Annotated in this window: 13 protein-coding genes; 3 read left to right on the top strand and 10 right to left on the bottom strand. The window is 70.6% G+C overall.

Translation table 11 applies throughout. From position 1 onward, the window contains the following. Positions 1–387: 387 nt before the first annotated feature. On the bottom strand, positions 388–1,428 hold the full coding sequence (locus ACTWJ8_RS32525) for an oxidoreductase (RefSeq protein ID WP_443261149.1): 1,041 nt from the start codon (positions 1,426–1,428) through the stop codon (positions 388–390). A 66-nt stretch (positions 1,429–1,494) separates the two neighbouring features. Between ACTWJ8_RS32525 and ACTWJ8_RS32520 the strand changes: the two genes are divergently transcribed. Then, the gene (locus tag ACTWJ8_RS32520; RefSeq protein ID WP_443261148.1) at positions 1,495–2,436 is read left to right on the top strand and encodes an FAD-dependent oxidoreductase; all 942 of its coding nucleotides are present in this window, start codon (positions 1,495–1,497) and stop codon (positions 2,434–2,436) included. Positions 2,437–2,507: 71 nt separating this feature from the next. On the opposite strand, the gene ACTWJ8_RS32515 is transcribed toward ACTWJ8_RS32520, so the two are convergent. The 3 genes from ACTWJ8_RS32515 to ACTWJ8_RS32505 are packed head-to-tail and all read right to left on the bottom strand — an operon-like array spanning position 2,508 to position 7,537. Beyond that, positions 2,508–4,223, bottom strand: a complete 1,716-nt coding sequence (locus ACTWJ8_RS32515) for a BCCT family transporter (protein ID WP_443261147.1) — start codon at positions 4,221–4,223, stop codon at positions 2,508–2,510. A 39-nt stretch (positions 4,224–4,262) separates the two neighbouring features. Further along, positions 4,263–5,555 (bottom strand): M14 family metallopeptidase, encoded by a 1,293-nt coding sequence (locus ACTWJ8_RS32510; protein ID WP_443261146.1) that lies wholly within the window; start codon positions 5,553–5,555, stop codon positions 4,263–4,265. Beyond that, the gene (locus ACTWJ8_RS32505; protein WP_443261145.1) at positions 5,552–7,537 is read right to left on the bottom strand and encodes a Xaa-Pro dipeptidyl-peptidase; all 1,986 of its coding nucleotides are present in this window, start codon (positions 7,535–7,537) and stop codon (positions 5,552–5,554) included. The genes ACTWJ8_RS32510 and ACTWJ8_RS32505 overlap by 4 nt, the downstream gene beginning before the upstream one ends. A 226-nt stretch (positions 7,538–7,763) precedes the next feature. Between ACTWJ8_RS32505 and ACTWJ8_RS32500 the strand changes: the two genes are divergently transcribed. After that, positions 7,764–9,233, top strand: coding sequence for a M1 family metallopeptidase (locus tag ACTWJ8_RS32500; protein WP_443261143.1), 1,470 nt, complete (start codon positions 7,764–7,766; stop codon positions 9,231–9,233). Here ACTWJ8_RS32500 and ACTWJ8_RS32495 read toward each other — a convergent pair. The 3 genes from ACTWJ8_RS32495 to ACTWJ8_RS32485 all read right to left on the bottom strand — a co-directional run bounded on the left by ACTWJ8_RS32495 (position 9,230) and on the right by ACTWJ8_RS32485 (position 11,987). Continuing rightward, positions 9,230–10,081, bottom strand: a complete 852-nt coding sequence (locus tag ACTWJ8_RS32495; protein WP_443261142.1) for an oxygenase MpaB family protein — start codon at positions 10,079–10,081, stop codon at positions 9,230–9,232. The two genes, ACTWJ8_RS32500 and ACTWJ8_RS32495, sit on opposite strands and share 4 nt — an antisense overlap. A gap of 46 nt (positions 10,082–10,127) precedes the next feature. Beyond that, positions 10,128–10,430, bottom strand: coding sequence for a hypothetical protein (locus tag ACTWJ8_RS32490; RefSeq protein WP_356373690.1), 303 nt, complete (start codon positions 10,428–10,430; stop codon positions 10,128–10,130). Positions 10,431–10,514: 84 nt separating this feature from the next. Beyond that, on the bottom strand, positions 10,515–11,987 hold the full coding sequence (locus ACTWJ8_RS32485; protein WP_356373691.1) for an amino acid permease: 1,473 nt from the start codon (positions 11,985–11,987) through the stop codon (positions 10,515–10,517). 297 nt (positions 11,988–12,284) lie between these two features. Between ACTWJ8_RS32485 and ACTWJ8_RS32480 the strand changes: the two genes are divergently transcribed. Then, positions 12,285–12,986 (top strand): MerR family transcriptional regulator, encoded by a 702-nt coding sequence (locus tag ACTWJ8_RS32480; RefSeq protein WP_356373692.1) that lies wholly within the window; start codon positions 12,285–12,287, stop codon positions 12,984–12,986. A gap of 19 nt (positions 12,987–13,005) precedes the next feature. Here the strand turns inward: ACTWJ8_RS32480 and ACTWJ8_RS32475 are convergent, their stop codons facing one another. From ACTWJ8_RS32475 to ACTWJ8_RS32465, 3 genes are all read right to left on the bottom strand, one after another. Then, positions 13,006–15,189 (bottom strand): 3-hydroxyacyl-CoA dehydrogenase NAD-binding domain-containing protein, encoded by a 2,184-nt coding sequence (locus tag ACTWJ8_RS32475; protein WP_443261141.1) that lies wholly within the window; start codon positions 15,187–15,189, stop codon positions 13,006–13,008. A 35-nt stretch (positions 15,190–15,224) separates the two neighbouring features. Then, entirely contained in the window at positions 15,225–16,439 is a 1,215-nt protein-coding gene (locus tag ACTWJ8_RS32470) for an acetyl-CoA C-acetyltransferase (protein ID WP_356373694.1), read from the bottom strand. Between the two features lie 61 nt (positions 16,440–16,500). After that, positions 16,501–17,643: an acyl-CoA dehydrogenase family protein gene (locus ACTWJ8_RS32465; protein WP_443261140.1), complete on the bottom strand. Its 1,143-nt coding sequence runs from the start codon at positions 17,641–17,643 to the stop codon at positions 16,501–16,503. Between the last annotated feature and the right edge of the window lie 5 nt (positions 17,644–17,648).

The raw sequence follows: 17,648 nt of genomic DNA, 5'->3' as shown, positions 1-17,648 counted from the left end.
AGTCTGGGGGAGGCATGTTGCCCAAGTCGGGGACGGCTAGCCGTAGCCGTTGCGGTTGCCCGTGGCAGGGGCGGCACCCCGTCGGGCCGACGCCCCCGGAGGGGGCGGGTGGGTGGGATCTTGGGCGGCGGAGTCACGGGGCCGGGCGACGGGGGGGGCTGGTCGGGGCGGTGCAGGTGGGTAATTCAAGCCCCTGCGGCGATTGAGCAGCGGGGGCCGGGGCGGAGCCCCGAGGCGTAAGGACGGGTGGGCTGCGCGGGCGTAACGACGGTTCGGCATGACAGCCCCGCCGGCGATTGAGGCGCGGGGCCCGGGGCGGAGCCCCGAGGCGTAGGGGCGGGTGGGCTGCGCAAGGGGGCGGGCTGTCGCCCCCGTAGGGGTAACGGCTCAGCGTTCCATGCGGGTCGTCAGGACGGTGTCCGGGGTGCGGGCCACCACGAAGGATTCGCCGCGCGTCGAACTCCGCGGGAGCGGTATGCGGTGGCGGCCCGGGGGGAGGACGTCGTCGAAGGGCTCGTGGGTGTGGGTGCGGGAGAGGCGGTCCAGGCGGTACGTGGTGATGCGGACGCGGCACGTGGAGGTGACCTCGACGCCTGCCTCGCCGTCCGCCGCCACAAGCCGCGTCAGGCGGCGCTGCTCCTCCGGGCCCCGGTCGAGCGCGCTCTCGATCTGGGCCACCAGGAGCGGGACGATGGGCGCGAGGCCGTCCACGCGCACGACGTCCACTCCGGCGCGCTCGAACTCCCGTAGGACCGCCGCCCGTTGCGCCTCGTCCACCGCCCTGCCGAAGGCCACCACCCCGTACGACCGGAGCTCGTCGGGCGGGACGCCGGTCGCGTCGTGCGTGATGTCCGCCCCGACGCCGATGGTGCGCAGCGCCGCCGCGAGCCGGGCCAGTACGGCGACCCGCGCCCCGATCAGGAGCACCTTGCGGCGCTGCGGCACGTGCGGCGCCTCTCCGTCGAGGAGCCGTCCGAGCACCGCCCGGTACTCGTCGCCGCGGAAGCGGAACGGCCCTATCCCGTGGTAGCCGTTGAGTTCGAGGTCGACCCGGTCGTCGGTCTGCCAGGCGAAGTCCCGCCAGACGTAGTCCGCCCCGTCCGCCCCGCCCTTCTCGATGACCGCCGTCACCGCCCCGCACTCGATGCCCTCGCACTCCGGGCACCCGTAGATCACCCACCGCCCGCCGGGCAGCGGCGCCTCCGCCTCCAGGAGCAGCCGCCGCACATGGTGTGCGAAGATCGCGGGCGGGATGTCGGCGGCGAGCGGAGACACCGCGTCGAGGTCGGAGAGCTGGAAGAGCAGCGGGCGGCCGTCGACGATGAAGTCCACGAAGTCCCGGTGGACTTGATAGTCCCCGTCCGCGAGGACTCCACCGGCGCGCATCGCCGGTGCCAGGCCGAAGGTCGCGTAGTCGTCGGCAGCCATGAGGCGAGTATTCCCAGCCGCCGCCCGGTGTGAGCGCGGCATGCCGGATTCCGTTAGCGTCCAGGGATGATCAGTGACAGCGGCAGTGAAGTGATCGTGGTCGGCGGCGGCGTCATCGGCATGTCCACCGCCCTGGAACTCGCCCGGCGCGGGCGCCCGGTGCGCGTCTGGTCGCGGGACCTGGCCGAGCGGACGACGTCGGCGGTCGCGGGCGGCCTGTGGTGGCCGTACCGCATCGATCCGACAGCGAAGGTGGGCGCCTGGTCGCTGACCTCGCTGCGGCGCTACGAGGAGTGGGCGGCGCGCCCGGAGGAGACCGGCGTACGCCTCGTCGACGGTGTGCACGGCGACTCGCGGATCGACGGGCTCGGCGCGTGGGCCGGCGAGGTGGCGGGCCTCCGCGACACCCCGGAGGGCCTGGCCGCGCGGCTCCCCCTGATCGACATGCCGGCCCATCTGGCGTGGCTGCGCGACCGGTTGGCCGAGGCGGGCGTCGCGGTCGAGCCGCGCACGGTGGCCTCCTTCGACGAGGCGTTCGAGGCCGCTCCGACCGTCGTGAACTGCACGGGCCTCGCCTCCCGCGAACTCGTGCCGGACGACTCCGTGCGCCCGGTGCGCGGCCAGCTGGTGATCGCGGAGAACCCGGGGATCGACACCTGGTTCACGGCCGCCGACCCGGCCTCCGCCGCGACGACGTACTTCCTGCCGCAGCCGGGCCGACTGCTGCTCGGCGGCACCGCGCAGGAGGACGCCTGGTCGCTCGAGCCGGATCCGGCCACCGCCGAGGAGATCGTGAAGCGCTGCGCCGCGGTCCGCCCCGAGCTGGCGGACGTCCGGATCCTGGAGCACCGGGTGGGTCTGCGCCCCTCGCGTCCCGCGGTGCGCATCGAGCGCGAGGAGCGGGGCGCGGGCCGGACGCTGGTGCACAACTACGGGCACGGCGGCGCCGGGGTGACCGTGGCCTGGGGCTGCGCCGAGGAGGCCGCGGAGCTGGCCGCGGCCGGCTGAGCCGGTGACACGGGTGGGGGCGTGGTCCGGAGTCCGGGCCACGCCCCCATACCGTTCGTTATGTGTGCGTCCTAGTCGTCGTGGTGCTTGCCGATCGGGTCGCCCTCGGTCTCCAGGCTGCTGCCGGGGCCGATGCGGATCTCGAACTCGCCGCCGTACTTCTCGTGGCCTGCGACGACCGCCTGTTCGACGACCTCGATGCCCATCTCGCCGCGGACCATGAGCGGGTCGGCGCGCAGGTCGCGCAGGAGCGACCAGCACATGCCGATCATGACGATGACGAACGGCGCCGCCACGAGGATCGTCAGGTTCTGCAGACCGGTGAGTGCGTCCCCGGAACCGTTGCCGATCATCAGCATGATCGCGCCGACGGCGCCGGTCACGACGCCCCAGAAGATGACGACGAACTTGGCCGGTTCGAGCGCGCCCTTCTGCGACAGGGTGCCCATGACGATCGAGGCCGCGTCCGCGCCGGACACGAAGAAGATGCCGACGAGGATCATGACGAGCAGGCCGGTGACCGTGGCGAGCGGGTACTCCTGGAGCACGCCGAAGAGCTGGGTCTCCGGGGTGTCGGCGCCGGCCAGCTTGCCGTCGTCCTTCAGGGTCATCGCGGTGGTGCCGAAGATCGCGAACCAGAGCAGGCTGACGGTCGAGGGCACGAGGATCACGCCGCCGACGAACTGGCGGATCGTGCGGCCCTTGCTGATGCGCGCGATGAACATGCCGACGAACGGCGACCAGGAGATCCACCACGCCCAGTAGAAGACCGTCCAGCTGCTGAGCCAGTCGGCGACGCCCTTGCCGCTCGACGCCTCGGTGCGGCCGATCATCTGCGCGAAGTTGTCGAGGTACGCGCCGAGGGACGTGGGCAGCATGTCGAGCTGCATGATCGTCGGCCCGGCGACGAAGAGGAACACCGCGAGCAGCAGCGCGAGCACCATGTTGATGTTCGACAGCCACTGGATGCCCTTCTCCACACCGGAGACGGCCGAGGCGACGAACGCGACGGTGAGGACCGCGATGATCGAGACGAGGAGTCCCGTGCTCACGTCGTCCATCCAGTCGGCCGCCTTGAATCCTGCGCCGATCTGGAGCGCGCCGAGGCCGAGGGAGGCCGCGGAGCCGAACAGCGTCGCGAAGATCGCGAGGATGTCGATGACGCGGCCCCACGAGCCGTGCGCGTGCTTCTCGCCGATCAGCGGAACGAAGACGGACGAGATGGTCTGCCGCCTGCGGCGCCGGAACGTGCTGTAGGCGATGGCGAGGCCGACGACCGCGTAGATCGCCCACGGGTGCAGCGTCCAGTGGAACAGCGTCGTGGCCATGGCGATTTCCATGCCCTCGGCGGCGTCCGCGGGATCGGTGCCCGGCGGCGGCGTCGTGAAGTGCGCGAGCGGTTCGCTCACTCCGTAGAACATCAGGCCGATGCCCATGCCCGCGCTGAACATCATCGCGATCCATGAGACGGTGCGGAACTCGGGCTCCTCACCCTCCGCGCCGAGCGGGATCTTGCCGTAGCGGCTCATGGCGAGCCACAGGGCGAAGACCACGAAGCCGGTCGCGGCGAGCACGAAGGCCCATCCGCCGTTGTGCATCAGGCCACTGAGCAGCGTGTCGGAGACGCTCTCGAGACTGTCGGTGGCCGCGGCGCCCCAGACCACGAAGGCCAGAGTGAGCACGGCGGTGACGCCGAACACGATCCGGTCCGTGGCGGGGCTCCGCTCACCGGTCGCTCCCTCCTCGGGGACGGGAGCATCGCTGGGAGTTTTCTGAGGGCTTGTCACCCACTACGACCTACCACACCAGACACTCCCGTAACCCGATCAGCAGCGTGTGTCGGGCTCTCCTTCCGTCAAGTGATACGGCGCGCGGGCGTCCAGGAGCAGCGCGACCAGGGCCCGTTCGGACTGGCGAAGCGGTACGAAGGCGCCGCTTCCCGACTTTTGGACGGTGAGGCCGTGCAGCGCCAATTCGTCCTTGAACTCGGCGTATTGCTCCGCGTTCAGGCGGTAGCCGCAGGGCGGGTCCTGGATGGTCTCGGACGCCTCCGCGGGATCGTTGTCCGCACCACCTACGTAGATGGGTCCGCGGTCGGTGAACCCCTTGGCGCGGGCGGCCGTCGTGGCGGCCTCGATCGCGCCCCGGTGCTCGTCGGTGTATCGGAACAGTCCGCCGAGCGCGGCGAGTTGGGAGTCGCGGCGCCGCTGGTTGACGAGCGCCGGGTCGGCCTCCTCCGCGGGGGTGCCCGGGTCGACGCGGCTCTCGATGAGCAGCCCGACGGAGTTCTTGACCCCGGAGACGTTGCGCAGGATCCGCTCCTGCCCGTCGCCCGCGGTCTGCTTGATCGGGTCGCCGGTGACGGGGTCGGTCCAGATGCCGTACGTGCCGGTGGAGTATCCGGCGTCGTTGGCGGCAGGGCGCACGTAGTCGAGGGAGAGGGACTCGGCCTCGTCGTGCACGGCGGCGTCGGTGTTGAGGTTGCGCGGCCAGAGGTCGAAGAGGTCCTTGTCGTAGTACTTGGGGGTCGCCCCGTACTCATGAAGGTCGTAGATGACGTCCGGCCGCCGGTCGCGGATGACGGCGGCCATGGCGCGCGCCTCCGCGGTCTTGAGGGCGATGTGGTCGCGGTTGATGTCGATGCCGTCGGAGTTGCCGCGGGTGTCGGCGGCGTTGCCGTCGGGGTTGGCGGTGGGCACGACGAGCAGGGTCGTACGGGACAGGAAACGCTGGGTCGCCTTGTCCTTGGTGTACGCCAGGTCGCGGATCTTCGTCAGACAGGCCTCGCGTCCGGACGGCTCGTTGCCGTGCTGGGAGCAGATGAGCAGCACCGTGTTGGCGGTGCGCTGCTGTCCGATGCGGACGAGGTTCAGCGGGCGGCCCTGCTTCGTCTCGCCGATGCGGGAGACGGACACCTGGTCGGAGGCCTTGTCTGCGGTGGCGAGGAGCTGCTTCTCCTCGGCCTGGGTGGTCCAGCGGGCGCCGCGGGTCTCCTCGAAGCCGGTGCGGGGCGGGGCCGTGGCGGCGCCGCTCGCGCTGGCGGGGCCCGTCACCACGAGGGGCGCGGCGAGGGCCGCGACGGCGGTGGCCAGGGCGAGGGTGCGGGGTCGTGCTCTCATCGGGTGCTGCCTCCCGGTACTGGACGGTCGAGACGGTACGGGCTGACGCCCTCGGCCTCGGTCGAATGGGGGGTGGCGGTGGTCGAGCCCGAGGTGGCGGCCGCGAAGGCGCCGGGTCCTCCGACGACGGGGACGCGGGCGGCGGTGCGGGCGAGGTCGAGGCTCAGGGTCGGCTTGGTGGCCGGAGGGTCGATGAGGTCCTTGTCGGTGCCGGCGACGATCAGGGCGAGCCGGTGGCCCTTGGGAATCACGTGGTCGCTCGCGGCGAGCCGCACGGTGAGGGTGTACGGCTTGCCGGGTGTGAGCGGGGTGCCGTGCTGCGGGTCGTTCGCGGTGCCGAGGTCGGCCCAACCCCTGCTGAAGATCGTCGAGTTGACGTCGGTGGTCGCGGTCGGGGTGTTCAGGAAGCAGGAGCTGTCGCCGCTGGTGCTCGGGCCCCAGCAGCTGCGGTCCGTGCCGGTCGTGATGCCTTCGCCGGCGCCCGCGTAGTCGCGGATCGTGGCGGGGCCGAGGTCGACGAGGACGGCGCTCACGTGCGCGCTGGTGGTCGTCGAGCGGGCGGTGACGGTCACCTTCGACGAGCCGGACAGGCGCAGGTCCTTGGAGAGCGGGCGGCTGATGAAGCCGGCCTTGTCGGGGGTCGGGCTGTCGATCTTCGCGGCCCAGTCGGTCTCGCTCAGCGCCGGGTTGTCGGTGAACGTCTCGGTGCCGGAGGCGCCCTTGAGGCCGAGCGTTCCGACGCCCGGCTTGTCGCCCTTGGCGGGGCGCAGCGCGGTGGTGTCGGTGGAGCGGGGCGGCCAGACCTTGTCGGTGGTCCAGTGGTCCGGGGTGCGCTCGATGTCGGCCATGGGCTCGCGGTCGATGCCGTTGTCGTAGCCGAGGAGTTCGTGGTCGAACCAGCGGTGCAGGGTGTCGACCCAGGCGGCGCGGCGGAAGTCGAACGGGTCGACGTGGCCGGTCTGCGCGAGCCAGATCTTGCGCTGGACGCCGTTCTCGGCGAGGGCGTCCCACCACTGGCCGAAGTGCTTGGCGCGGACGTTCAGGTCCTGCATGCCGTGCACGACGAACACGCTGGCGCGCACCTTGTCGGCGTCCTTGACGTAGTCGCGCTCCTGCCAGAGCCCGGTCCAGTCGCCTGACCTCGGGGCCTCGTCGACGAGTCGCTTCTGCACGGCGGCGCAGCGCTCGCGGGCGGCCGGGCTCTCGACGTAGTCGGACAGCCACTCGGGGCCGGAGTCGTAGAGCGGGGCGCCCTGTTGGAAGTAGTAGTCGTACCAGGAGGAGATGCCGCCGATCGGCACGATCGTCTCCAGGCCCTCGACGCCGGTCGCGGCGACGCCGTTGGCGACCGTGCCGTCGTAGCTCTTGCCGATCATGCCGGTGCGGCCGTTGGTCCAGTCGGCCTTGGCGCGTTCGGTTCCCGCCCGTGTGGTGTAGCCCTTGGCCCGTCCGTTGAGCCAGTCGACGACGGCCTTCGCGGAGCCGATGTCGTAGGCACCGCCGACGTCGACACAGCCGTCGGAGCGGTTGGTGCCGAGCAGGTCGACGCCGACGAAAGCGTAGCCGCGGGGCACGAAGTAGTTGTCGTAGAAGAGCGGCATCTGTACGACGTTGCCGTTCGCGTCGTACGTCTTCTTCTGGCTCTCGTTGCCGCGCCCGCAGCAGGAGTAGTACGGGCTCGCGTCCATGATCACGGGGACCTTGCGGCCCTGGGCGGCGGCTTCGCGGGGCCGGACGATGTCGACGGCGACCCGGTCGGACTTCCCGTCACCGTCCCCGTCGAGCCGGGTGTCGACCCAGACGGACTCGCGGACGGCGTCCGCGTAGGAGTAGACGGGCTTGGACTCGGTCGGCTTCGCGGTGGCGGCCGACGCGGCGGTCCCGGTGGCGACGAGCGCGCCCAGCAGTGCGGTGACGACGACGACCGCGAGGGATCTCCAGCGGCGAGGTCTGCGATGGCTGCGTCTGACAGGTATCGGCATGGCGCGGAAGGTACACGGGTCGCTTCCTCGGCGACAGAGGGCCGTAGCGGGTGACGTCATGTCCGTGGGGCGGAAAGACACATGTCGGCCGGATGACGATCGTGTGGCTGGAGGGGCCATGGACATGGCCGGGGGTGCGGGGGCTGAATAGGGTCGGTGGGGTGGGCACGGGCGTGATCCGGCCGTGGCCGCACGTTGCGCGTGTTTCCTATGACTTGGAGTTCTCGTGTACCGCAGATTCATCGTCCCCGGCGCGTTCGCGGCCTCGTTGATGCTGGCGATCCCGGCCTCGGCCGCCGACTTCCAGCCGGGGGCTCCGGGGATCGGCGATCCCTACTACCCGACGTACGGGAACGGGGGGTACGACGTCTCCCACTACGACCTGCGCCTCAAGTACCAGCCGAGGACGGACCTGTTGGAGGGCACGGCGACGATTCTCGCCTCCGCCACACAGGACCTGTCCCGCTTCGACCTCGACTTCGGGCTCACCGCGAGCGAGGTCCGGGTCAACGGGAAGAAGGCGGCGTTCGCCAAGGCCGGGGAGCAGGAGCTCCAGGTGAGTCCGGCGGCCGGGCTGCCGAAGGGCACGCCGTTCACCGTCGTCGTGAAGTACGCGGGCAAGCCGTCCGACGTGAAGCTCTGGGGCTTCACGTCCTGGCAGCGCACCCCGGACGGCGGCGTCGCGGCCAACGAGCCGGAGGCGGCCGCCTGGTGGTTCCCCTCCAACGACCACCCGCTCGACAAGGCCACGTACGACGTGTCGGTGGCCGTGCCGGACGGGACGCAGGCGATCTCCAACGGGACGTTGCAGTCGCAGAGTTCGAAGCTCGGCTGGACGCGCTTCAACTGGCGCTCCGCCCACCCGCAGGCCACCTATCTCGCCACGCTGGCCGTCGGCAAGTTCGACATCACCACCGACAGGACCGCCGACGGTCTGCCCGTCGTCAACGCCTACAGCAAGGACCTCGGCGCGAACGAGGGCGCGGCCAAGGCGAGCGTGGAGCGGACCACCGAGGTCGCCGAGTGGCTGGAGTCGGTGTACGGGAAGTACCCGTTCGAGGCGCTGGGCGGGTACGTGCCGAACGTGCCGTCCAGTTTCGCGCTCGAGACGCAGACGCGGCCGTTCTATTCGCCGAAGCAGTTCGCCAATGGGTCCAATGTGTCCGTTGTCGTTCATGAGTTGGCGCACCAGTGGTACGGGGACAGCGTCTCCGTGCGCGGCTGGAAGGACATCTGGATCAACGAGGGCTTCGCCCGCTACGCCCAGTGGCTGTGGTCGGAGAAGGAGGGCGAGGGCACGGCCCAGGAACTCGCCGACTACACGTACGCGCAGCACCCGGCGGACGACGCGTTCTGGACGGTCAAGCCGGGCGACCCGGGCCCCGAGAACCAGTTCGACGCGGCCGTGTACGACCGGGGCGCGCTGGCGATCCAGGCACTGCGCAACAAGGTCGGCGAGAAGGACTTCTTCGCGATCCTGAAGGGCTGGCCCAAGGAGCACGCGTACGGCAATGCGACCGTCTCCGACTTCCAGGCGTACGCGGAGAAGGTCTCCGGGGAGCGGCTGGGCGACCTGTTCGACACGTGGCTGTATCAGCCGGTCAAGCCGGCTCAGCCGGCCGCGGCCTCCGCTCCGGCGCAGCCCAAGTCGTGGAAGCGGATCGCCGCCACGAACGGGGTGCACGCGGAGCGTTAGGGGTTCGAAGGAGAAGTACCGGCGGATCTCGCCCGGCGCGCCAGTGGAAGATACCGGAAGCGCTCCGGGAGCCTCGGCGCCACCAGGCGTACCAACGCCGCCACATGCCGCAGGCGCCGTTCCTGACGTGGGGTCCACGGGAGGCCGATGGCCTCCCGTGCCTCCGGCGGGAGGAGGCCGACGGACAGGAAGCTCATCGAGCGGGTGAGGGCCGGGCGGAGGACGGGCCACAGGAACCTCAGGAGCGGATGGTGGCCCGGCGGGGGCGGCAGGGCGCGGGTCGGGTTCGTGAGTTCGGCGACCACCGCGTTGCGCTCGACCTCCTCCGCCAGCATCTTGCGGTAGTACGGCCAGAACTCCTCCGGCGTCTGCGGCATGTCACGGTCGTGGATGCCGAGGATGCGGCCGACCATCAGCCACTCCTCGTAGAACCGCCGGTCCTCCTCGGGTGTGAACGGCTCGGCGAAGTAGCGGCGCGCGTAGCGGGAGACGGGGTAGCCGGTCGCGTGCACCCAGGCGTAGTAGGCCGGAGTGAGGGCGTGGTAGCGGCGGCCGTGCGGGTCGGTGCCCCGGATCGTGCGGTGGAGTCGGCGCAGCCTGCGCCCCTCCTCCGCCGCGGCTTCTCCCCCGTAGACCCAGAGCATCACCGAGGTCAGTGAGCGCTCGCCGCGGCCCCAGGGGTCGGTGCGGAACACCGAGTGGTCGTCGACGCCCGCGCCGACGGCCGGGTGCGCGACCTGGAGCACGAACGCGGCGGGCAGGGCGAGCAGGGCGCGGATGTCGCCCGCGGTGTCCCAGAGGATGCCGCCCACCGGTGGCGGCGGCGGGTCCGGGTCGTGCTGCTTCATGGGGGTGCCGCTCCTCGTGGCGCGTACGGAGCCTGCCTGTCTCCGATCAAGTATGCGCGTCCGGGGCGGGTGGCCGGCGGCCGTCGTCCGCGTAGCGCTTGGCCAGGTCGGAGGCGAGTTCCGAGACGCAGGTGCACAGGTCGGTGACGGCGGCGGCCGTGGTGGCGGTCGCGCGGCAGGGGACGACCTGGGCCGGGAGCGGGGTCGGCGGCGCCGGCGCCTTCGGCGGGGCGGCCGTGCCGCGGGAGCGGCGCCGACGGGCGGATCTGAACAGCGTCGTCGCGACGGCCGCGGCGAACGCGGCCAGCTGCCCGATCTTCACTTGTACGTCCCACGGAGCCAACGCCATGCCTGTGTCCTACCCCCACGGCACGGGGCCCCAACGCGCCCTGTGGCACGTGGGGCCCCGGAACCGGGAGGCCAGGATCGGCGGCTACTCGCCGTCGGCCACCTTGGTGAGCTCGTCCGTCGCGATGCGGTCGACGTTGCGCCGCACCCGGAACCAGCCGATGAAGAGCAGCACGGCGACGACCGGGATCAGCATGAGCGTCTTGCGGCCGGTCTCGGCGTCGTTCCACATCAGGCCGAGCACGGAGAGCAGGAAGACGATCGTGACGATCTCGGTGACGGGCGAGAACGGCAGCCGGAACTTCGGGCGCTCGACCAGGCCCTGCTTGGCCCGGCGGACGAACGCCAGGTGGGCGACCATGATCATGACCCAGGTGCCGATGATGCCGATCGAGGAGATCTCGATGACGATCTCGAACGCGTCGGCGGGCAGCAGGTAGTTCAGGCCGACGCCGAGGACGCCGACGCCCGCGGTGAGCAGGATGCCGCCGAAGGGCACCTGGTTGCGGTTCATCTTGGCGGTGAACTTCGGGGCGGAGCCCGACATGGCCATGGAGCGCAGGATGCGGCCGGTCGAGTAGAGGCCGGAGTTCAGCGAGGACATGGCCGCGGTCAGCACGACCAGGTTCACGATGTCGCCGACGCCGCCGACGCCCAGCTTCGAGAACAGCGTCACGAAGGGGCTCTCGCCGGAGCTGTACGTCGTGGCCGGCAGCAGCAGCGCGAGCAGCAGCACCGAACCGCAGTAGAACAGGCCGACGCGCCACATGATCGAGTTCACCGCGCGCGGGACGACCTTCTGCGGCTCGGCGGTCTCGCCCGCCGCGACGCCGACCAGTTCGAGGGCGGCGTACGCGAAGACGACACCTTGCATCACGAGGACCACGGCCATGGTGCCGCTGGGCATCCAGCCGCCGTTGTCCGTGATCATGTGCAGGCCCGGTGTGTGGCCGTCCACGGGGTGCTGGGTGGCGACCAGGAAGATGCCCACGAACAGGAAGGCCACGAGGGTGGCCACCTTGATGATCGAGAACCAGAACTCCATCTCGCCGAAGTACTTCACCGAGACGAGGTTCACGGCGAGCACGACCGCGAGGGCGATCAGCGCGAGCACCCACTGCGGAATGCTCGTGAAGGCGCTCCAGTACTGGGTGTAGAGGGCGACCGCGGTGATGTCCGCGATACCCGTCATCGACCAGTTAAGGAAGTACATCCACCCGGCGACGTAGGCGCCCTTCTCCCCGAGGAACTCGCGCGCGTACGACACGAAGGAACCGGAAGAGGGCCGGTAGACGACCATTTCACCGAGGGCGCGCACGACGAAGTACGCGAAGATCCCGCAGATCAGATAGGCGAAGACGAGGGCGGGGCCCGCGTCGTGCAGTCGCCCTCCGGCACCGAGGAAGAGCCCGGTGCCGATCGCGCCACCGATGGCGATCATGTTGATGTGGCGGCTCTTGAGGGCCTTGCTGTAGCCGGCGTCGCCCGCGTCGGCGGGCGCCTGGGACGCATCTGTGCGCGATGCGTCCATGGCCGTGTTGACGGCGTCCTTGCTCACGAGAGGGGTTCCACTCTGTGGTGCCCGGTGACGTGGGGGTCACCGGGGTCCGGAACGTGCTTCGGCCCGCATCGCCCCTGACAGCGTGCGGACCGTCGGTGCACCTTCCCCGAAGATCTCCCCTGACGCGGTGGCGGAGATCACATAGCGGCGCTTCTCACATGACGGGACGCCTCTGGACGTGGAACCGGAGGGGGCGTATATGGCGTCGTCCGCCCCTTCGACCGCCTCTTTCGGGTTTCACAACGTCGGTGTCTCAGCAATACTGTTGCACCTGGATCGCAGCGAGAGGCGAAGATGACGACGGACACTCAGGCCCCCACCCTCACCGTCGACGAGCTGGCGGCCCGCGCGGGCGTCACGGTGCGCACGATCCGCTTCTACAGCACGCGGGGCCTGCTGCCGCCGCCGGTCATCGGGCCGCGCCGGGTGGGGCACTACGGGCCGGAGCACGTCGCCCGGCTCGCGCTCATCGAGGAGCTGCAGCACCAGGGCATGACGCTGGCCGCGATCGAGCGCTACCTGGAGCAGCTGCCCGCCGACCTCAGCGCGCAGGACCTCGCGATCCACCGCGCGGTGGTGGCGAGCTGGGCCCCCGACACGGTCGAGACGCTCACCCGCGCCGAGCTGGAGCGGCACGCGGGCCGGGAGCTGTCCGACGAGGACCTGACGCGGCTCGCGACAATGGACGTGCTGACGACGGAGGGCGAGGACACCTTCCGCTGCGACACCGGTCAGCTGAGGCTCGGCGTGCAGCTCCTCGACGTACCGCTGTCGCTCGACGCGATCCTGGCCTCGCGCGAGGTCCTGGTGGAGCACTCGCGCGGGGCGGCGCAGGAGCTGGCCCGGCTGTTCCGCTCCGAGGTGTCGCAGAGGGCCGAGCAGGACGTGAAGTCGCTGTCGGCCCATATGCAGCCGCTGGTGGTGCAGGCGCTGTTGACCGCCTTCCAGCGCTCGCTCAAGGAGGAGCTGCGGGAGGCGTTCCGCGCCGAGCGCTGACCGCCTCCCGCGCGGGACGTCAGTCCTTGAACGTCTCGCCCTTCTCCGCCTTCTCCACCAGGAGCGCGGGCGGCAGGAACCGGTCGCCGTAGCGCTCGGCCAGCTCGCGGGAGCGGGCGACGAAGCCGGGCAGGCCGCCCTCGTAGCCGTTGATGTACTGGAGCACGCCGCCGGTCCAGCCGGGGAAGCCGATGCCGAAGATGGAGCCGATGTTGGCGTCGGCGACGGACGTGAGCACGCCCTCCTCGAGGAGGCGGACCGTGTCGAGGGCCTCGGAGAAGAGCATCCGCTCCTTCATGTCCTCGAACGGGATCTCCGTGCCGGGCTTGGTGAAGTGCTCGCGCAGCCCCGGCCACAGACCGGCGCGCTTGCCGTCCTCGCCGTACTCGTAGAAGCCCGCTCCCCCGCTGCGGCCGGGACGCCCGAACTCGTCGACCATGCGGTCGATGACCGCCTCGGCCGGGTGGGTCTCCCAGGTGCCGCCGGCCTCGACGATCGCGGCCTTCGTCTCCTCGCGGATCTTGCGGGGCAGGGTGAGGGTCAGCTCGTCCATCAGGGAGAGCACCTTGGCCGGGTAGCCGGCCTGACCCGCCGCCTGCTCGACCGACGCGGGCTCGATGCCCTCGCCGACCATGGCGATGCCCTCGTTCATGAAGTGCCCGATGACGCGCGAGGTGAAGAAGCCGCGCGAGTCGTTGACGACGATGGGCGTCTTGTTGATCTGCCGTACGAGGTCGAAGGCGCGGGCCAGGGCCTCGTCGCCGGTGCGCTCGCCCTTGATGATCTCGACGAGCGGCATCTTGTCGACGGGCGAGAAGAAGTGCAGGCCGATGAAGTCGTCCTGCCGCTCGACGCCCTCGGCGAGCGTGGTGATGGGCAGCGTCGAGGTGTTGGAGCAGAGCAGCGCGTCGGGGGCGACGATGTCCTGGATCTCCTGGAACACCTTGTGCTTGAGCGCCGGGTCCTCGAAGACGGCCTCGATGACGGCGTCGCAGCCGGCCACGGCCTGCGGGTCGGAGGCCGGGGTGATGCGGGCCAGCAGCGCGTCGGCCTTCTCCTGGGTGGTGCGGCCGCGCTTGACGGCCTTGGCGCACAGCTTCTCGGAGTAGCCCTTGCCCTTGGCGGCGGCCTCGTCGGTGACGTCCTTGAGGACGACCTCGATGCCCGCGCGGGCGCAGGAGTAGGCGATGCCCGCGCCCATCATGCCGGCGCCGAGGACGGCGACCTTGTTCACCTTGCGGGGCTCGACGCCCTTGGGGCGGTTGGCGCCGGAGTTCACGGCCTGGAGGTCGAAGAAGAACGCCTGGATCATGTTCTTCGCCGTCTGGCCCGTGACCAGCTCGGTGAAGTAGCGGGCCTCGATGGCGAGGGCGTTCTCGAAGTCGACCTGGGAGCCCTCGACGGCCGCCGCCAGGATGTTGCGCGGGGCCGGGTAGGGGGCGCCGCCCAGCTGCTTCTTCAGGTTGGCCGGGAAGGCGGGCAGGTTCGCGGCGAACTTGGGGTTCGACGGGGTGCCGCCGGGGATCCGGTAGCCGGGCTTGTCCCAGGGTTGCTGCGACTCGGGGTTGGCGTCGATGAACGCCTTCGCCTTCTCCAGCATCTCCTCGCGGGTCGCGGCCACCTCGTGGATCAGGCCGTTCTCCAGGGCGCGCCGCGGGTTGTACTGGGTGCCCTGGAGCAGCACCTTGAGGAGCGCGTCGGCGATGCCCATGAGGCGTACGGTGCGGGTGACGCCGCCGCCCGCGGGGAGCAGGCCGAGCGTGACCTCCGGCAGGCCGATCTTGGAGCCGGGCGCGTCGAGGGCGACGCGGTGGTGGCTGGCGAGGGCGATCTCGTAACCGCCGCCCAGGGCCGCGCCGTTGATGGCGGCGACGACGGGCTTGCCGAGGGTCTCGATGCGGCGCAGCGAGTTCTTGATGCCGGTGCCGGTCTCGAAGACCGACTGGGCGTCCTCGGGGCCCGCCTTCATCATGTCCTTGAGGTCACCACCCGCGAAGAAGGTCTTCTTCGCGGAGGTGTAGATGAACCCGCGGATCGCGTCGGGGTTCGCGGCGATCTCGGCCTCGGCGCGGTCGGCGATCGCGGCGATGGAGTCCTTGAACGCCTGGTTCATGGTGTTCGCGGACTGGTTGGGGTCGTCCAGGACGAGCGTGACGATGCCGGTGTCGTCCTGCTCCCAGCGGATGGTGGTGCTCTCGGTCATCTGCGTAGCTCCGTAAGGGGTTTCGGGACGAGGGGTCAGACGCGCTCGACGATGGTGGCGATGCCCATGCCGCCGCCGACGCACAGCGTGGCCAGGCCGTACCGCTTGTCCTGGCGCTCCAGCTCGTCGACGAGGGTGCCGAGGATCATCGCGCCGGTGGCGCCGAGCGGGTGGCCGAGTGCGATGGCGCCGCCGTTGACGTTGACCTTGTCCAGGGACAGGCCCATGTCCTTCACGAAGCGCAGCACGACCGCGGCGAACGCCTCGTTGATCTCGACGAGGTCGATGTCGTCGATGGTCAGTCCGGCCTTGGCGAGCGCCTTGCGGGAGGCGGGCGCGGGTCCGGTGAGCATGATGGTCGGCTCGGAGCCGGAGACCGCGACGGAGACGATGCGGGCGCGCGGCGTCAGGTCGTAGCGCTGACCGACCTCGCGGGAGCCGATGGCGACGAGCGAGGCGCCGTCGACGATGCCGGAGGAGTTGCCCGCGTGGTGCACGTGGTCGATCTTCTCGACCCAGTGGTACTTCTGGAGCGCGACGGCGTCGAAGCCGCCGAGGTCGCCGATGTCCTTGAACGACGGCTTCAGCTTGCCGAGCGAGTCGGCGGTGGTGCCGGGGCGCAGGTGCTCGTCGTGGTCGAGCACGGTGAGCCCGCTGCGGTCCTTGACCGGCACGATCGAGCGGGTGAACCGGCCGTCCTTCACCGCGGCGGCGGCCCGCTCCTGCGACATCGCGGCGTACTCGTCGACGTCGCGCCGCGAGAAGCCCTCGATGGTGGCGATGAGGTCGGCGCCGATGCCCTGCGGCACGAACCCGGTCTCGTACGCCGTCATCGGATCCATCGCCCAGGCGCCGCCGTCGGAGCCCATCGGGACGCGGGACATCGACTCGACGCCGCCGGCGAGGACGAGGTCCTCCCAGCCCGAACGGACCTTCATCGCGGCCAGATTGACGGCCTCGAGGCCCGAGGCACAGAAGCGGTTCTCCTGCACGCCGGCCACGGTGTCCGGCAGGCCGGCCGCGATGGCGGCGGTGCGCGCGATGTCGGAGCCCTGGTCGCCGAGGGGGCTGACGACGCCGAGCACGATGTCGTCGACGGCGGCCGGGTCCAGGTCGGGGAAGCGTGCCCGGATCTCGTGGATCAGGCCGACGACCAGGTCGATCGGCTTGGTGCCGTGCAGGGAGCCGTTGGCCTTGCCGCGGCCGCGCGGGGTGCGGATCGCGTCGTATACGTACGCGTCTGTGGTCACGGGAGGTGCCTTTCGCTGAGGGTGCCGTGCTGGGCGTCGAGGGGTCGGCGGGGTCGGGAGGTCAGGCGAGCAGGGAACGGCCGATGATCTCCTTCATGATCTCGGTCGTGCCGCCGTAGATGGTCTGGATGCGCCCGTCGGTGAAGGCCTTCGCGACGCGGTACTCGGTCATGTAGCCGTAGCCGCCGTGCAGTTGCAGACAGCGGTCGGCGACCTTCTTCTGGAGCTCGGTGGCCCACCACTTCGCCATCGACGCGTGCACGGCGTCGAGTCGCCCGTCCGAGTGGTCCTCGATGCAGCGGTCGAGGAACGTGCGGGTGACGGCGCACTCGGTGGCCATCTCGGCGATCTCGAAGCGGATGTGCTGCTTCGTGGCGAGCGGCCGGCCGAAGGCCTCGCGCTCCTTCACGTACTGGGTGGTGATCTCCAGGAGGTGCTCGGCGGCGGCGATCGCGGCGACGGCGATGCCCATGCGCTCCTGCGCGAGGTTCGTCATCAGGTGGATGAACGCGCCGTTGAGCTCGCCGAGCAGGTTCTCCTTCGGGACGCGGACGTCGTTGAAGAACAGCTCGGCGGTGTCCTGGGCCTTCTGGCCGATCTTGTCGAGGTTGCGGCCGCGCTCGAAGCCCTCCATGCCGCGCTCGACGACGAGCAGGGAGAGGCCGTGCGCGCCGCCCTCGGGGGTCGTCTTGGCGACGACGATGACGAGGTCGGCGAGGATGCCGTTCGAGATGAAGGTCTTCGAGCCGTTGAGCAGCCAGTGGTCGCCCTTGTCCTCGGCCGTGGTGCGGATGCCCTGGAGGTCGGACCCGGCGCCGGGCTCGGTCATCGCGATGGCGGTGATGAGCGAGCCGTCGCAGAATCCGGGCAGCCAGCGCCGCTTCTGCTCGTCGGTGGCGAGCGAGGTGAGGTACGGGCCGATGATGTCGTTGTGCAGGCCGACGGCGAGGCCCGCGGCGCCCGCGCGCGTGAACTCCTCGGCGAGCACGGCCGGGTAGCGGAAGTCGGCGTTGCCGCCGCCCCCGTACTCCTCGGGCACGGCGAGGCCGAGCAGGCCCTGGCGCCCGGCGGCGAGCCACGCGTCGCGGGAGACGATGCCGTCCTTCTCCCACTGCTCGTAGTGCGGCGTCACCTCCTTGGCGAGGAAGGTGCGCACGGTCTCGCGGAACGCCTCGTGCTCGGCGCTGAACAGGCGTCGTTCCATGCTCG

It is taken from the genome of Streptomyces sp. SDT5-1 (assembly GCF_052245995.1).
In the GTDB taxonomy this organism is placed as follows: domain Bacteria; phylum Actinomycetota; class Actinomycetes; order Streptomycetales; family Streptomycetaceae; genus Streptomyces.
The sequence above is the reverse complement of the archived record's forward strand: the minus strand, read 5'-3'. Positions and strand labels throughout refer to the sequence as shown.

What these genes read in the sequence shown, in the direction of transcription:
- ACTWJ8_RS32525 (WP_443261149.1), bottom strand. Translation starts at nt 1,428, where the DNA reads ATGGCTGCCGACGACTACGCGACCTTCGGCCTGGCACCGGCGATGCGC.
- ACTWJ8_RS32520 (WP_443261148.1), top strand. Translation starts at nt 1,495, where the DNA reads ATGATCAGTGACAGCGGCAGTGAAGTGATCGTGGTCGGCGGCGGCGTC.
- ACTWJ8_RS32510 (WP_443261146.1), bottom strand. Translation starts at nt 5,555, where the DNA reads ATGAGAGCACGACCCCGCACCCTCGCCCTGGCCACCGCCGTCGCGGCC.
- ACTWJ8_RS32505 (WP_443261145.1), bottom strand. Translation starts at nt 7,537, where the DNA reads ATGCCGATACCTGTCAGACGCAGCCATCGCAGACCTCGCCGCTGGAGA.
- ACTWJ8_RS32495 (WP_443261142.1), bottom strand. Translation starts at nt 10,081, where the DNA reads ATGAAGCAGCACGACCCGGACCCGCCGCCGCCACCGGTGGGCGGCATC.
- ACTWJ8_RS32490 (WP_356373690.1), bottom strand. Translation starts at nt 10,430, where the DNA reads ATGGCGTTGGCTCCGTGGGACGTACAAGTGAAGATCGGGCAGCTGGCC.
- ACTWJ8_RS32480 (WP_356373692.1), top strand. Translation starts at nt 12,285, where the DNA reads ATGACGACGGACACTCAGGCCCCCACCCTCACCGTCGACGAGCTGGCG.
- ACTWJ8_RS32475 (WP_443261141.1), bottom strand. Translation starts at nt 15,189, where the DNA reads ATGACCGAGAGCACCACCATCCGCTGGGAGCAGGACGACACCGGCATC.
- ACTWJ8_RS32465 (WP_443261140.1), bottom strand. Translation starts at nt 17,643, where the DNA reads ATGGAACGACGCCTGTTCAGCGCCGAGCACGAGGCGTTCCGCGAGACC.